Origin of the sequence: Falsibacillus pallidus, from assembly GCF_050990905.1 — a bacterium.
Taxonomy (GTDB): Bacteria; Bacillota; Bacilli; order Bacillales; family DSM-25281; genus Falsibacillus; species Falsibacillus pallidus_A.
In genome coordinates this window covers 183,556-198,509 of the sequence record NZ_CP158866.1, presented here as the reverse complement: position 1 = coordinate 198,509, position 14,954 = coordinate 183,556, and the positions used below count along the sequence as shown (strand labels likewise).

The 14,954-nt window shown below is 41.7% G+C and carries 15 protein-coding genes and 1 other annotated feature; of the genes, 4 read left to right on the top strand and 11 right to left on the bottom strand.

Annotated elements, in window-relative coordinates:
* Positions 1-6: 6 nt before the first annotated feature.
* The 4 genes from ABTV07_RS01105 to ABTV07_RS01090 form a co-directional block, all read right to left on the bottom strand.
* A complete protein-coding gene (locus ABTV07_RS01105; RefSeq protein WP_433746404.1) occupies positions 7-1,437 on the bottom strand; it encodes a sensor histidine kinase in 1,431 nt (476 codons plus the stop codon).
* Complete coding sequence (locus ABTV07_RS01100) at positions 1,427-2,101, bottom strand: response regulator transcription factor (protein ID WP_433746401.1); 675 nt, start codon at positions 2,099-2,101, stop codon at positions 1,427-1,429. The genes ABTV07_RS01105 and ABTV07_RS01100 overlap by 11 nt, the downstream gene beginning before the upstream one ends.
* A gap of 163 nt (positions 2,102-2,264) precedes the next feature.
* Complete coding sequence (locus tag ABTV07_RS01095; protein ID WP_433746399.1) at positions 2,265-3,092, bottom strand: hypothetical protein; 828 nt, start codon at positions 3,090-3,092, stop codon at positions 2,265-2,267.
* Positions 3,093-3,240: 148 nt separating this feature from the next.
* A complete protein-coding gene (locus ABTV07_RS01090; protein ID WP_433746397.1) occupies positions 3,241-3,780 on the bottom strand; it encodes a DJ-1/PfpI family protein in 540 nt (179 codons plus the stop codon).
* Between the two features lie 297 nt (positions 3,781-4,077).
* Positions 4,078-4,320: a binding site (T-box leader), on the top strand.
* Positions 4,321-4,407: 87 nt separating this feature from the next.
* Here ABTV07_RS01090 and ABTV07_RS01085 point away from each other — a divergent pair.
* Positions 4,408-5,772: an amino acid permease gene (locus ABTV07_RS01085; protein WP_433746394.1), complete on the top strand. Its 1,365-nt coding sequence runs from the start codon at positions 4,408-4,410 to the stop codon at positions 5,770-5,772.
* Positions 5,773-5,850: 78 nt separating this feature from the next.
* On the opposite strand, the gene ABTV07_RS01080 is transcribed toward ABTV07_RS01085, so the two are convergent.
* The gene (locus tag ABTV07_RS01080; RefSeq protein ID WP_433746391.1) at positions 5,851-6,459 is read right to left on the bottom strand and encodes a flavin reductase family protein; all 609 of its coding nucleotides are present in this window, start codon (positions 6,457-6,459) and stop codon (positions 5,851-5,853) included.
* A 23-nt stretch (positions 6,460-6,482) separates the two neighbouring features.
* On the bottom strand, positions 6,483-7,421 hold the full coding sequence (locus tag ABTV07_RS01075) for a ring-cleaving dioxygenase (protein WP_433746389.1): 939 nt from the start codon (positions 7,419-7,421) through the stop codon (positions 6,483-6,485).
* A 446-nt stretch (positions 7,422-7,867) separates the two neighbouring features.
* Here ABTV07_RS01075 and ABTV07_RS01070 point away from each other — a divergent pair, with 446 nt between their 5' ends.
* Positions 7,868-8,179 carry a DUF4306 domain-containing protein gene (locus tag ABTV07_RS01070; RefSeq protein WP_433746386.1) on the top strand — a complete coding sequence of 104 codons (312 nt, stop codon included), beginning with the start codon at positions 7,868-7,870 and terminating at the stop codon, positions 8,177-8,179.
* 8 nt (positions 8,180-8,187) lie between these two features.
* Here the strand turns inward: ABTV07_RS01070 and ABTV07_RS01065 are convergent, their stop codons facing one another.
* Positions 8,188-8,565, bottom strand: coding sequence for a hypothetical protein (locus ABTV07_RS01065; RefSeq protein ID WP_433746383.1), 378 nt, complete (start codon positions 8,563-8,565; stop codon positions 8,188-8,190).
* Positions 8,566-8,809: 244 nt separating this feature from the next.
* On the opposite strand from ABTV07_RS01065, the gene ABTV07_RS01060 reads away from it, so the two are divergent.
* The gene (locus tag ABTV07_RS01060) at positions 8,810-9,070 is read left to right on the top strand and encodes a hypothetical protein (RefSeq protein ID WP_433746380.1); all 261 of its coding nucleotides are present in this window, start codon (positions 8,810-8,812) and stop codon (positions 9,068-9,070) included.
* A 323-nt stretch (positions 9,071-9,393) separates the two neighbouring features.
* Here the strand turns inward: ABTV07_RS01060 and ABTV07_RS01055 are convergent, their stop codons facing one another.
* Both ABTV07_RS01055 and ABTV07_RS01050 read right to left on the bottom strand, forming a co-directional pair.
* Positions 9,394-10,785 (bottom strand): nucleotide-binding domain-containing protein, encoded by a 1,392-nt coding sequence (locus ABTV07_RS01055; RefSeq protein WP_433746377.1) that lies wholly within the window; start codon positions 10,783-10,785, stop codon positions 9,394-9,396.
* A gap of 18 nt (positions 10,786-10,803) precedes the next feature.
* A complete protein-coding gene (locus tag ABTV07_RS01050) occupies positions 10,804-11,871 on the bottom strand; it encodes an SAVED domain-containing protein (protein WP_433746374.1) in 1,068 nt (355 codons plus the stop codon).
* Between the two features lie 309 nt (positions 11,872-12,180).
* Here ABTV07_RS01050 and ABTV07_RS01045 point away from each other — a divergent pair, with 309 nt between their 5' ends.
* The gene (locus ABTV07_RS01045; RefSeq protein WP_433746371.1) at positions 12,181-12,411 is read left to right on the top strand and encodes a single-stranded DNA-binding protein; all 231 of its coding nucleotides are present in this window, start codon (positions 12,181-12,183) and stop codon (positions 12,409-12,411) included.
* 125 nt (positions 12,412-12,536) lie between these two features.
* Here ABTV07_RS01045 and ABTV07_RS01040 read toward each other — a convergent pair whose 3' ends face one another.
* Together ABTV07_RS01040 and glmS are read right to left on the bottom strand one after the other, a co-directional pair.
* Positions 12,537-12,593, bottom strand: coding sequence for a hypothetical protein (locus ABTV07_RS01040; protein ID WP_433751023.1), 57 nt, complete (start codon positions 12,591-12,593; stop codon positions 12,537-12,539).
* 555 nt (positions 12,594-13,148) lie between these two features.
* Positions 13,149-14,951 (bottom strand): glutamine--fructose-6-phosphate transaminase (isomerizing), encoded by a 1,803-nt coding sequence (gene glmS, locus ABTV07_RS01035; protein WP_433746368.1) that lies wholly within the window; start codon positions 14,949-14,951, stop codon positions 13,149-13,151.
* Between the last annotated feature and the right edge of the window lie 3 nt (positions 14,952-14,954).

Sequence of the window (14,954 nt, the reverse complement as noted above, 5' to 3'; positions counted from 1 at the left end):
CGTTCATCAACGATTCTTTGAGTCAGCACCGCCGCTTGCAATCGGCATCCTAACTGTAAACGTGCTTCCTTTTTCTTCTTCACTATCAACCCGGATGCTGCCATTGTGGGCTTCTACAATCCACTTTGCTATGGAAAGACCCAGACCATGCCCTCCTATGGATCTCGAACGGGATTTATCAGAACGATAGAATCTCTCAAAAATGCGTTCCTGATCCTCTTGTTTGATCCCTATTCCTGAATCTTCCATAACGATGACGAGTTCTGAGGAATCCAATGCAGCCGACAACGTCAGGGTCCCTCCATCCGGAGTATACTTGATGGCATTGTCCAGTAAAATATACAGGAGTTGTAACAGCCTCTGTTGATCTCCATGGACCAGCAATGGCCCTTTTCCTTGGAAAAGAAGGGATAACCGCTTCGATTCTGCCAATGCCTGCACCGATTCCACTGCATTTTTTGCCGTGATGTAAAAATCAAAGCGCTCATCCGTCCGCTGCAGTGCACCAGAATCAGATCTGGCAAGCGTCAGCAAATCAGACACTAAAGTGGTCATCCGCTTTACTTCGTCTTTTAAACGAGAGACCCATTTTCTTGCCATCGGATCTTCATCCTCCAAAGTCATTTCAATGGCATTGATGGACGAGAGCATGACGCTTAATGGGGTCCGAAGTTCGTGGGATGCGTCAGCTGTAAATTCCCGCTGTCTGGCGAAGGCGTCTGCAATTGGAACCATCGCTTTTCTGGACATGCTCCGGCTTATGACGTAGGCAATGCCAATAAAAAGCACAGCCATTCCGGCAAGTATGATGAGCAGCCACCTAAAAAGCTGATAAGCAGATGTAATATCCTTCCCGATATAAATGGTGCCTGCAACCTCGCCGTTTATAGATATAGGCTGACTGGCAATCAGCAGACGCACCGTTTGTTTTTTAGGGACAGGACGCGCTTCTCTCCATTCATTTCTTTCAATCGGTTTAAAATCTCCTGCATGAATGATAAATGATTGCTGAAGTATTTCTTTTTTTGTGCCATCCCAGTCGCCGATGCTTTTTAAAACCTCATCTCTTAGTGCCGGAACCATTTCATCTCCAGCAAGCAAATTCCCGGATGAATCCACAATGTAGTAAAAAAATTGATCGATATCTTTCATCGGGCCGCCTTTATTCCGAAAGCCATGCAGCCCCTCTTCATCCCGATGAACTAAAAAATCTTCAATGCTTCTTCCATCTCTTTCCGCACTTGTTTGCAGATCATGTTCTTCACCTTTAAAAATGATTGAATATAGCAGTGCATAGACTACACCAATGAACAGGAGCAGAAAGAGCATAAGCATGCCGCTGTAAATGTAAGTCAATCGGTTTTGGGTCTGTTTGAAGACGTCTTTTTCTTTTTGAGAGGAAGGAACAATTTTTCGCAGCATCTTTTTAACGTTCAAATTTATAGCCCACCCCTCTAATGCTATGAAGGGTGTCCTGCATATGTATCTGGTCTAATTTCTTCCGGAGCAATTTAATGGTGGCATCAATTGTTTTCATTGAGACGTCGGCATCATAACCCCAAACTCTGTCCAAAATGATCTCTCTTGGCAGCACCTGCCCTTTGTTTTGCACAAGGAGATCCAGCAGTTGAAACTCCCGGGGGCTTAATTGAATTTCCTCTCCACCTGTGCTGATGGTCTGACTGGTCCGATTCAAAATCAATTCCGCCACCTTCAATTGCTCCTCAAGGATTGGCGCATAATTTCGGCGGGAAAGAGCGCGCAGCCTTGCAAGCAGTTCGTCGATTTCAAATGGTTTGACCAGATAATCATCTGCCCCTGCATCCAGCCCGTCGATTCTGTCTTGAACGGCATCTCTCGCCGTAAGCATGAGGATCGCTCCGGAATAACCTTCTTTTCTCAGTCTGCGGCAAACTTCGACGCCATCCCCATTAGGCATCATCCAATCAAGTACAAGGACTTCATAATGGGAGGCTTTCGCGTATTCGTAGGCGTCCTCCCCTTCAAGCACCCAGTCTACGTTGTACCCGCCTTTTTTCTTCAGCATGAATTCGACGAGCTCCCCAAGCTGTGCATCATCTTCTGCCAACAAGATATTCAACTCAATCCCCCCTTTGCGATTTATGTATTACCTGTATTTTACTCCATTTTCACACAACAAAAAAGACGTGGAGGTGCCCGTGGAGGTGCCTGTCACGCCCCGACTTTTGTCGAATAATGGGGCGGCCGCCAGTCCGGCTGCCACCCCACTAAATTCATTTATATTATTCGCCAAAATGACCGAACGGGAAATGTTTGACTCCAAGTTTCTCAAGCTTCTCTTGTGCATCTTTGACGTATGTTTGGGCTTTTGCTTTTGTTGCTTCATCCAAGTTCGCGAATGGATCTTTGTGCTCGCCTCTTCCTGGACCCTTCAAGCCAAGCTTCTCAAGCTGTGTATGCGCTTCTTCACGCGTGATCGTGCCGGCTTTTTCTTTGTCCATGATAGCTTGGACTTTTGCTTTTGTCGCTTCATCCAGGTTTGAGAATGGATCCCCGTGTCCGCCTCTTCCCGGACCACCTTTCAAGCCAAGCTTCTCCAGCTGAGTGTGCGCTTCTTCACGCGTGATCGTGCCGGCTTTTTCTTTGTCCATGATAGCTTGGACTTTTGCTTTTGTCGCTTCATCTAGGTTTGAGAATGGATCCCCGTGTCCGCCTCTTCCCGGACCACCTTTCAAGCCAAGCTTCTTCAGCTGTGTATGTGCTTCTTCACGGATGATCGTGCCGGCTTTTTCTTTGTCCATGATGGCTTGGACCTTTGCTTTTGTCGCTTCATCTAAATTCGCGAATCGATCTGGGCGGTCGCCTTTTCCTGGAAGTTCTACTCCGATTTTAGATAGATTGGTCTTTAACTCTTCCATGATTTTATCCACTTTTTGTCTCGTTGCGTCATCTAATGGCGCCTTCGCCTTTACATTCACTGCCTCTTCCGTTTTGGAGGCAGATGCAGAAGTATCTTTGGAAGCAGCAAATGCGTTCATTCCTGCCCCGCCAATCAATCCAATTGAAAGTGCACCAGTCATTACATAGCCAACTACTTTTTTCTTGTTCATCCTTATTCATTCCTCCTTGTAAATAGTTATGCAAGCTGTGTAGACTTGCTGTAGTTAGTAATCTACACACCAATGGTGAAATCTTGGTGAAAATCCAAAATTTTTTAAAAATAAAAACACCCTTCAATTCAATGAAGAGTGTTTCCTTTTATTCCCTGTACCAACGGCTATCAAAGTTCAATGACAACCCCTTGCCAAACCATTCTCCGAAACGGATGAATCCCCTGCCCCTGGCCGTGATGAATTTACCATCCTGAACCACAAGATCATCAGAATAATTCTCTTTTTGAAAGACTCCAGATTGGTCCCGATTTTCTTCCGTCATACCAATCGTATACTTCACCCCATTAAGCACCCCGGCCTTTGCAAGCAAGTAGGGAGAGCTCGAAATGCTGGCAATGACAGAACAGTATGGTTCTGCCCGCTTAATGAAATCAAACAGTTTATTCTCCTCACTCAACGCAAGGACATCCATGCAGCCAGTCAACAAAAGACTATCCACCTCATCCAAATCTATTTCATCAACTGATGCATCCGGTAAACAGACAAGACCCGATTCACCGTGTATTGGCTTTTTTCTGGCAGCAGCCGTAATAACCGGCTTCTCCCCCTGCATCAAAATAGACAACGCCACAGATAACTCATACTCACTGAACTGCGGATAAAGCAGCACCACAGTCTTCTTCATAATCATCCAACTCCCCGGGACACAGGGACAGGTTTTCTGTCCCGCCATAATTTATTGATCCTATCTTATTTGCTCTCTACATGTATTCGCCGCGAAACCTCATTCTTCCTATTCCCGATTTTCCTTTTCATATTTTTTGAATTCGGGACGCAGGGACAGGTTCCTTGTCCCATCTACTGGGACGAGGAACCTGTCCCCATGTCCCGCTTTTATGCGGTGAAGCAATTACAATTCCCCCTTGACAACCATGTAGACATGCCTTTATAGTAATCATTATTATTCTGAATAATGAATCGATTACAGGCAATGAACGGGAGCAGTAGAAGTGTTTTTGTAGTGATAGAGAGCTGCGGGATGGTGGAACGCAGTCTATGAAACCTTTGAACTCGCCCGGGAGCAGCAAGGCAAACGGAATGCATAGATATCACATATTCCCGATGCTTTGACGGTTGACCTTCGTTAACAGGTTTTGAAAGCAGGATTCATGTATGAATCAACAAGAGTGGTACCGCGGTCAGCCTAAGGCTTGTCGTCTCTTTTTCACACGTTATGTGTGATCAGGGATGGCAGGCCTTTTACTATTGATTTTTAAACATCCAAGTATGACAGAATAGGAGCGTGTTAAACATGACGGAAAAAACTGAAACGCTGAAACGTACGATGACTTCCCGCCACATCATGATGATGGCGCTTGGCGGAAGTATCGGGGCAGGCCTTTTCAAAGGAAGCAGCGACGCGATTGATACGGCTGGCCCCTCCGTTGTCTTAGCGTACCTCATCGGAGGAATCATCTTATTATTCATTATGCAGGGGTTGGCGGAAATGGCTGTTCAAAACACCGGTGCCCGTACATTCCGTGACCTCGTTCAATCGGTCTTGGGTTCATTCCCCGCTTACTTTCTTGACTGGATTTACTGGAAAATGTGGGTGCTGAACATTGCGGCTGAAGCCGTTGTGGCCGGCATCTTCCTGCAATATTGGCTTCCAGGAACACCAATTTGGATCTTAGCCCTTGTGGTTTCCGTCTGCGTGACCGTTGTGAACCTCTTGTCTGTCAAGATTTTTGCCGAAACGGAGTATTGGCTAGCACTCATTAAAATCACTGTCATCGTAGTCTTCATTCTTTCCGGACTTCTATTATTATTCGTTTCGTTCGGCGGTCATACAGCGCCAGCATTCCATCATCTGACCAACGAGGGTGGATTCTTCCCGCATGGTGCTTCAGGGCTGATCACAGCGATGCTGGTCGTCATCTACTCCTATGGAGGAACAGAAATCATCGGTGTGACGCTCGCTGAGACGAAGGATCCGGAGAAAGTGGTTCCGAAAGCCGTAAGAGGTACACTTACACGCATCATCGCCTTTTATTTATTCCCGTTTTTGATCATCGTCGGGCTCATTCCATGGAATCAAGTAAACGGCGCCAGCGAAAGCCCATTTGTCATGGTGTTCAAATTGATCGGCATCCCAGGGGCTGACCATGTCATGAATGCGGTCATTCTCCTCGCCATCATCTCTTCCATGAATTCTGGGCTTTACGGCTCTTCACGCGTACTATATACCCAGGCAGTCGACGGCAGGGTGCCAAAGATCTTTTCACGCCTATCGTCCAAAAAGGTCCCAGTCTATGCTATCTTGATGTGTACTGCTTCCATGTATGCCGGCGTCCTTATCTCCGTCTTTGCCGGAAGCAAAACATTTACGTACTTGATGGGGTCACTTGGGTTTACAGTCCTATTCATCTGGCTGATCATCGCGTTTGCTCATTTGAAATCAAGGAAACAATCAAAACCGCTGACAGGTTATTATGTAAAATGGTTCCCTTATACCACTTGGGTCGCTATCATCGCTCTGCTCGGGATCCTCATCGGCATCGTTACGACCACACCGCCGATGATTACATTCGTCACTCTTGGAATCTATTTAGTCATTTCCGCATCATATGTCCTGAATAAAGAAGCACGGGTCGTTAAGAGGAGCATAGAAGCGTAAAAAAAAGAGTCTCGGGATGATGAATTCTCCATCTGCCTGAGACTCTTTTCTTATTTACTGCCCTCATCGCTCCATTAATCACTTGGGTCTTTTTATCTCAAAAACCTCGCCGATTTTCGCATAATCATTTCCTGCCAATCGACTGACAGCAGCCAACCCTTTGGGATTGATTCTTCCATTATCATAAATGTCTTCTTCGATATGAAATTGAACGACCTTCCCAATAATCAAATCGCACCCCGGAGTATCCGTCCCTCCCAATTCGATGGCTTGCTCCAATAGACATTCCATTCTGATTTTCGCTTCCTTCACACCCGGAACGGAAATCTTGGTGCTCTCGACTGGAGTTAAGCCCGCTAACTCGATTTCACTCTCATCAGGTGGAAGGCTTGCAGCTGTTTTATTTATTTTTTCTACATTTTGTTCATCCACCACATGCACGACAAATTCTTTTGTTTCAATGATGTTTCTCGCTGTATCCTTGTGAATGCCCGCTGACCGCTGGATGGATAACGAAATCATAGGGGGATTATGTGACACGACATTAAAAAAACTAAATGGCGCCCCATTTAACACACCACTTTTGGAAGCCGTTGTAACAAATGCAATCGGTCTCGGAATGATGCTGCCAATTAGAAATTTGTAATTTTCCTTTTCAGACAATGCAGATGGATCAATTTTAAGCAATAAAATCACTCCTTATCGTCGTCTCAGTCTAACTTCCTTACTTCTAACGGTATTAATACATCTTCAATTTTTGATCTATGAGTTTCATATTGTGGAGGCAGCATCAATTTTTCGCCCATTGCCTCTTCTGATTCATCATGAGCAAATCCTGGAGGATCCGTAGCGATTTCAAACAGTATTTCGCCATGCTCCCTGAAGTAAATCGCATTAAAATAATTGCGGTCCTGTACTGGTGTGACGCCGTAGCCGTTTGCCTGGACGAGCTGCTGCCAGTCTAATTGATCTTGATCATCTTTCGCACGCCATGCAATATGGTGTACTGTGCCGACGCCCATCTGCCCCCGGCCGATAGGAGTCAACTTAACGTCGATAACATTTCCGATATCACCAATTGAACGATAGCGGGCAAAATCCCCTTCATGAGCGACCAACTCTAGTCCCATTACACTCTCTAACAATTCAGCTGTTTTATCAGGCTGGGTCGATAAAAGAGTTGCTCCGCCAAATCCTTTGATTGCAGCTGCAGATGTCACCTCGCCAAACTCCCAATTATTGTTCTCCCCTTCTTCTCTTTCCACGAGTTCAAGGTGGAGTCCATGAGGATCATCAAATTCCAAATACTGCTCTCCAAATCGCTCCATCTTTGTGAATGGAACATTGAACTTTTCAAGCCTATCTTCCCAAAATCCGAAAGCACCTATTGGAACGACAAAAGAAGTAACCCCTACCTGGCCATCTCCTATGATTCCTTGCTGGGCTCCTGGCCATGGAAAGAATGTCATAATGGTTCCCGGCTTTCCTCCTTCATTACCGAAATAAAGGTGATAAGTACCTGGATCATCAAAATTGACTGTTTGCTTAACTAAACGCAGCCCTAAAACTCCTGCATAGAAGTCCACATTCTCTTGAGGATGCCCTACAATCGCTGTGATATGGTGAATACCCATTGTTTTCTTGTTCATCTTCAACACTCCTCTTAAAGGCAAAGTCCAACCAATAGCAGCTGAAAGCAAGGCCAGGTTATATTCGTACCCATTTGCCGCTGCCCATAATCAGTTTGGAGCATATCCCTTCGATGATTTTATCTCGAATTCGAGATATTTGTTTAAAAAAATAGAAAAACAGTTGTTTCCTATTTCTTTTAGTTCTGTATTCATTCATGGATGCTTGCATGTTCTTTCATTTTGCTTGGAAATCTATGTTGAAATTATCTTGAATTCGAGATAATTATATAATCTATGATTACAGTTGTCAATGACTCCATCTTCCATAAGACTGATCGTTGAAGAATTAGCCTATTCAAGCAACATGATGCTCCTCACCCTTGAAAGTAAAATTTTGGGACAAGGAACCTGTCCCCATGTCCCACACGTGATATAATGGAAAAAAATGCAAAGGGCTGAGTGTGTTGAAATTCCGTTATCCTGCGTTGTCTTTTACTCTTTTTCTGTTCTTTTTGGTCTTGGCGTATATTAATTTGTACCAGGGAAGTGAACTGAGGGATGCGAAATTGGAATGGAATCACCTTGCCAAATTCACATTCCTCTTTCACGGAGCTCCCATCCATCCGGATGATATCAATCTATTAGATTACTTCATCTACTCAGCTAAGTATTTCCCATCATGGATGGCCGTCATGATCGTTGTTTTCGTTCTTTTTATCGTTAGCATTTTCATACTTCTAAGACAGTACATTAAATTAAGACAAGTTAAGAGCTAAGCTTATTTTTAATGTTTCTTATCAGTAAATCGTTCAAGAATGTAAACTAGCAATGGCATCATGCTAAAACAAATGGCAGACAGCCATCCTGCTATAATAGCAGATTGCCTGATAAGGGTTATTTCATGGATAGGACCGCTTATTTTCATTCCTTCACTATAGCGAATATAAACGCCGCCCATATCCGGTGCAGGAAGAGTAGCAAGAACCAGCAGACATATGCCAATGATGAATATAGAGATTTGTCTCCCCTTATTAATCAGTTTTTCATCAAGATTATCCAGATTGGCCGTCATCCGTAGAAACCACTGTACAATCCTTCCCAAGATCATTATTCCTAATGCAGCTAGAATCATATATGCTGAAATATGAATACCAAATTCCATAATGTCCTCCTGTTAACTCTTTTAAAATAATCTACACTTTTAGTTTAACATAAAATCCCATTTATTCTTTAAAAACATAAAAAAACGGGGGAGGTTAAAAGACGCCAATACACAACGCAAGATATATTAGTAGAATTTCCCTATTTAAATATGGTGAAATTTGGAGGAAACACATTAAAAAGGGGTGAGTAAACGCACCCCTCGTGGGTCGTTGAAAACATAATCCCACGAGGAGGAACTTCGTGTGAAAAAGATTATTGGTAGTGGTTTGGTAGGATTGTTGGTTTTATGGGTGTATATGTTGTTATGGTCAGGCATTGTTATGTTTACTGAACATGAAGTAGAGCTGTATTTACCTGCAGACGCTTCCCAACAGGTTGGAAGTTTTTTCCTAGTCAATTACACTTACGGTTTCATTATTTTTTACATACTTCGAGATAGGGGACATATCAGGGAACGCCCCCAATCCACAAGGAAGGATGTGATGTATACTGTTCGCAAATAGGGCTAATGCTTTGGTAAATCAAATTCATCTCGCGATTGAAATTGCTATTAAACTACCTACCTAATAAACCGGAAACTACCGTAAATAAGTAATCCAAGCCTCTACGTTGGAGAAGCCACCTTTTATAAGGCGGCTCCTTTTGTTTAATTCTAATTCCCTTTTATAGTTGCTTTTTAAAACTTTGGAGAAATCCCTTCTGAAATGGAATATAAATTTACTCGGGTCTATAAAATATTCTTTTTTTTATTTTTTGTTAGATGACTGAAATTTAGTTGAGCCAAGCTTTCATTTCAATTAAATAAAAAAAGGAGATTTCTCCCCTTTCAACCAACTTTGATTGGAACGGATATCCTTCTTTTCGCCTGAATTAACCCGTTTTTAACGATATAACATTCTACATAATGGTTCCCTTTGAAAGATGTTGGTTCATAGTGAGTTCTTCCACCCTCGAAGATTTGTCCACGAATGCAGTCTTTTTCTCTGGCGATTGCCCCTTCGTTTTTTACCTTCCAATAGATTTTATAGGGAGCAGGAACATCTGTATTTGAAATAAAGAACTCTAATTCGTATCCAGGCAATAGAAGTTCTCTCTTGTTTAAAATCGAGCTTAGTAAGCCCACTCTATTTCCCTTGTTTTTCACTACACAGTCTACATCCAAACGGTAGGAAAATAAGGATTTTCCGAAAAAGTCAGTAATAAATTCTTCTGAATCTCTATAGTACTGGCTTTCTTGTAAAGAGGCTAAAGATACGTGGGCTTGTTCCATTGCATAACCTTTGCTTAACGCTTGTTTCTGGTTCGTCCAGTATTGATGGTTGAAAAAACCTTCCCATGCTTCAAGGGCTTTTGCCTGCGTACAATTGGATTCAAATAGGACATCTAGTTTGGCTAATTGTTGGGATAGGCGATTAAACAAATTCGTCATTTTATCGTTGTCACTGCTAACAAGCTTTAAGCTTTTCGAAGAATCCGTGGGATTCACGACTTCTTTGTTCCAAAACAAACGATTCTTAATTTCTTGAAGGGTATAGAAGAATCTTTCATCTATTCTGTCATATGCCTGAAATTTTTCATCTGCTAGCACACTTAAAATTAAACCACCAGGCATGTTCTTCCAACTGTTTGGTCTGGATTTGCAAAACATCTTAAACAATCGTACGATTTCTCGTAACCGATAATCATGAGTCTTGTTTTGCTCGCTGAACCACTTTGTAATAGAACGAGGGTTTCGCTCTCTCCACTCTAGTCCACCACAGTGTTCATAAGTATACTCATCTTCTCCCTCCTTTTTAAACCGGCGGTAAATGGCAAAATCAATATGATATCCATCCGCATAAACGATCCGAACACAATTGCTTTTTGCTTCTGGCTGGACATTAAACTGAGTTGTTTTCTTTTTCAACGCTTCCACAACTAAATTTTTGGTAGCAATGGTTCCTGTTGGGATTGCATCTTTTTCAAAGATAATCGCTACGTCAATATCATAATCATTGCTTTCATTTTGCGTTACCGTATACATAGCTACGCTTCCCTGCACGACAGGTTCTTCTGCTAGCTTGTAATCCGTTCCTTTTTCTTCGTTATATTCAACCATCCCCTCTTTCAACCTTCGAATATTGAGGTTCTTCTTTTCAATCAAGTTAGCACGCTCTTCACTAGGCAAGACAACACAGTTTCGATAGAACGTGTTAAATTTAGAGCTTAAATCGTACATAGTTCACTCTCCTCCTTGTTATGCCTCTATGTATGTTCCTTTTCTTTGCCCATTGATGACAATACCCCATGGATACCGAATTGTGTTTTGCGTATCATACCAATAGCTAATGATTTCTTTAATCCGTTGATCATCCAACAATTTGCCCACTTCAAAAGCTAGACAAGATTGACCAGCATATGCCAAATGAATTCTTTTGACCTTTGGGTAGTGATTTCCGATTGCAATCAGCATATCGTATATGGCTGACGTGTATTCCTTTAACTGGTTTGTATATTTAATGGCATTATCAGCAGGATTAGGAATTGCTAAGTGAACAATGGGATAAGGGAATTGAGTCAAATCAGCGTTGGGTATATGTTGAGTAATGCTGATGGCTAAAACTACGTCCACTGTAGAACTTGAAGGAATGGAAGACAAGGCAGTAACAGGTCGTAAAGATTCATATGGTTTTCGCCTTTTCTTGTTGGTGGCCAGTTCATAATAAGTTTGCTCAAACTTGTTATACTCGAAATATTTGTCAATCCTTTCTCTTGCAAACATTTTCCCTGCCACAAAGATAAAAGGAATAGGAGCAATTCCAGTATATGCTCTACTTTTGTCTTGGCTTTCAGAAATGAACGCCGGGATTTTATTCTTGAATTCTTCCTGAATATCCTCTGCTGTTTCAGCACTCATTCCCTTTCGAAAGGTTCGAATGAAATCAATATCCCTTTCCTTAAATTGAAAAGCATTCAAACCGAGATCTTGATGATGTTGTTCCACACGCTTGTCATAGTATCCATTAATATTTAGAATGTATAGCTTGTTTTTCACATAAAAGAAAAAGAAAATTCCACCCATCAGAAGAAGCAGCCCTATACCCAACTGAACATAATTAATATTTGCTTGAGTGCCGCTAAGAAAAGCAAAAAGCTTATCATCAAATGTGCCAAAGGAAGCAATGATCAATTCAAATCCTCCAGCAATTAGAATATCCGAAATTGCTTCCTCTTTTTGCTTTCTGCTTAAATGCCTTATGACCGCAACGACTCCACCAAAAAAGACTAAAATAAAGATTGTTAAAAATATAGAAGAAACGTACACCTAATAACCACCTTAATTGTAAAATTATACAATAATAATAACATATTTTTCTTAGGTGTTCTCCTAATGAATCCGGCAAGGGCACTTAATTTAGTGATTTTTGGAGCCACATAATGTTTATAAGTAATTAAAATTGAAACACTTGAAAGCTATTGAGTAATTGTTAAGATATCTGCTTACTTCACTTAGGGATTTAATACTGAGGGAAATTTTTTAAAACAAAATTCTTGAAGTTTCTAATATCGATGTTTATAATGTTATTAACAACCTTGTTAATAACATTATAAATAATATTTGGGAGTGATTTCTTTGATAAACCCTTTACTGACTAAAGCCCTGGATGAATTACAATACTTATTAAGTGGTGAGGAATTTCTTGTAAAAGACTTATTTAAAGGCTATGAATGGAGTAGAATTCCCAGAAATGATCGACTTAGATTAGGAACACTCTTCCTTGATGCTGTAACATCTAACCCCAATCTCGGGGTCATTGCACTTGGCAAAACCTCCGCAAATCAACAAAAGTATAGTAAAATGTAATTTACTTTACAAATAAAAAAGCAGTCCTGATTATAGTACAATTCAGGACTGCTTTTTTATTAAATTGTCCTTCACTATACCTTCATCAAATATTGATTTTCTCTTTTCCAATCTGTCATGAGGGATTAAAGCATGTTATAAAACCTGTTACTATGGTCGTTGTATCTTAAATGGACTACCATATGCAAAACAATAAAATTTATACAATACTTCGGATCTCATTATCAGATCAAGATTAAGGAAAACTGTATTAGAATCAAGTATGCAGATCTTGCTTTCATTAAACACACATATCAATCAATGTTTTTGATATTCTGTAATTTGGTATTAATGGATAAAGATTATTTAATGAATTCTCAAATGCTTTTTAGGCTTTTTTCAATATCTCACTTCCATTAACTTCTCCTATCAATAGAGTCATTGGTATATAAAGATATATACCCTCGAAAACATCGTACAGCTTCATCTTCCATAGTTTGATGAATATGCAAACGTTATAGCTATTTAATAGATTCACCGCTTCAATATCTCCTTTCGCTCTGCTTATATTTTAAAAAAAGAATCGAGAAAACGTACCAATGGTACGTCTCTCGATTCTTCGGTTTGGTGGAATAATAAAATCCATTAAGTCTTCATCCGGTCCCCATTAGGAAACCTAATTACCAATAGTTCCAACTGGAATTACGCGGGAAGGACCTGATTGCGAAGAGACAATTCGATTATCAGTTCACAAAATATTATTCAACCGTAACAGATTTAGCCAAGTTACGTGGTTTGTCTACATCACAGTCGCGGTGCAATGCTGCATAGTACGCGAGAAGCTGCAATGGGATAACAGAGATAAGAGGTGTTAATAGTTCATTCACTTCTGGAATGATGAAGCTGTCTTCTTCATCCTCCAAGCCTTTCATGGAGATGATGCATGGGTTTGCTCCACGAGCGACAACTTCTTTGACGTTTCCACGGATGCTTAGGTTGACGGCTTCCTGAGTTGCAAGCGCAACGACTGGAGTGCCTTCCTCGATCAACGCGATCGTTCCGTGCTTCAATTCTCCGCCGGCAAATCCTTCTGCCTGGATGTAGGAGATCTCTTTCAATTTAAGAGCGCCTTCGAGTCCAACATAGAAGTCAACGGCACGGCCGATGAAGAAGCAGTTGCGTGTAGTCGCCAAGAATTTACGAGCGATGTCTTCCATTTCTTCTTTCTTGTCGCAAAGGACTTCCATGGCATTTGCTACGATGCCTAGGTCTTGAACAAGATCAAAGTCTAAGTCGATTCCGCGTGATTTACCTGTCACGTTCGCTAAGATGGAAAGAACCGCGATTTGAGCTGTGTATGCTTTTGTTGAAGCAACGGCAATCTCAGGACCCGCATGCAATAGCAATGTGTAATCCGCTTCACGGGAAAGAGTTGAACCTTTAACGTTTGTAATCGTCAAGGACTTGTAGCCTTTCTCCTTGATTTGGACAAGGACGGAACGGCTGTCCGCTGTTTCACCGCTTTGAGAGATGAAAATGAACAATGGATTCTCTGAAAGAAGCGGCATGTTGTAGCTGAATTCACTTGCTACATGCACTTCAACAGGGATCTTCGCCATTGTCTCAATGAACTGCTTTCCAACAAGACCTGCATGGTAGCTGGTTCCGCAAGCCACGATGTAGATGCGGTCCGCTTCATTCATAGCATTCACGATGTCGCTGTCGATTGTCAGTTCATTATTTTCGTCTTGGTATGCTTGAACAATTTTGCGCATAACAAGCGGCTGCTCATCGATTTCTTTCAGCATATAGTTTGGATATGTGCCTTTTTCGATGTCGCTTGCATCAATTTGAGCTGTATATGGCTCGCGTGTGATGACTTCGCCGTCAAGGTTTTCAATTGTTACGGAATCCTTAGTGACGATGACAATTTCTTTGTCCATCAATTCAACATATTGATCCGTTACTTGAATCATCGCCATTGCGTCGCTGGCTACGACATTGAAATCTTCGCCTAAACCGACCAATAATGGGCTCTTGTTTTTCGCAACAAAGATCGTTTCATCGTTTTCTTCATCAAGAAGAGCAAGTGCATAAGAACCTTTAAGGATGGAAAGTGTCTTACGGAACGCTTCATCCGTACTGCTTCCTTCGTTGACGAATTTTTCAATGATCTGAACGATTACTTCTGTGTCCGTGTCACTCTTAAGGTCGATGTTATGAAGGAACTCTTTCTTTAAGAAAGAATAGTTTTCAATAACCCCGTTATGAACAATCGTGAATCTGCCGGAAGCACTTTGATGCGGATGTGCATTCACTTTGCTTGGAACGCCGTGTGTCGCCCAGCGAGTATGCCCGATGCCAGTATGTCCGATAACTGATTCATCAACGATGCTGCGAAGATCTGCAATGCGTCCTTTTTCTTTGAAAACATGTACGCCAGATTCGTTCTTTACTGCAATCCCTGCAGAATCATATCCACGATATTCAAGCTTTTCCAATCCTTTTAAAAGGATTTCTTTCGCGTCTTTATTTCCAATATAACCAACGATACCACACATAAT

Excerpts from the sequence above, each read along its gene's own strand:
- ABTV07_RS01055 (WP_433746377.1), bottom strand. The coding sequence starts at position 10,785 with ATGTACGATTTAAGCTCTAAATTTAACACGTTCTATCGAAACTGTGTT.
- ABTV07_RS01065 (WP_433746383.1), bottom strand. The coding sequence starts at position 8,565 with ATGGAATTTGGTATTCATATTTCAGCATATATGATTCTAGCTGCATTA.
- ABTV07_RS01095 (WP_433746399.1), bottom strand. The coding sequence starts at position 3,092 with ATGAACAAGAAAAAAGTAGTTGGCTATGTAATGACTGGTGCACTTTCA.
- ABTV07_RS01085 (WP_433746394.1), top strand. The coding sequence starts at position 4,408 with ATGACGGAAAAAACTGAAACGCTGAAACGTACGATGACTTCCCGCCAC.
- glmS (WP_433746368.1), bottom strand. The coding sequence starts at position 14,951 with ATGTGTGGTATCGTTGGTTATATTGGAAATAAAGACGCGAAAGAAATC.
- ABTV07_RS01090 (WP_433746397.1), bottom strand. The coding sequence starts at position 3,780 with ATGAAGAAGACTGTGGTGCTGCTTTATCCGCAGTTCAGTGAGTATGAG.
- ABTV07_RS01075 (WP_433746389.1), bottom strand. The coding sequence starts at position 7,421 with ATGAACAAGAAAACAATGGGTATTCACCATATCACAGCGATTGTAGGG.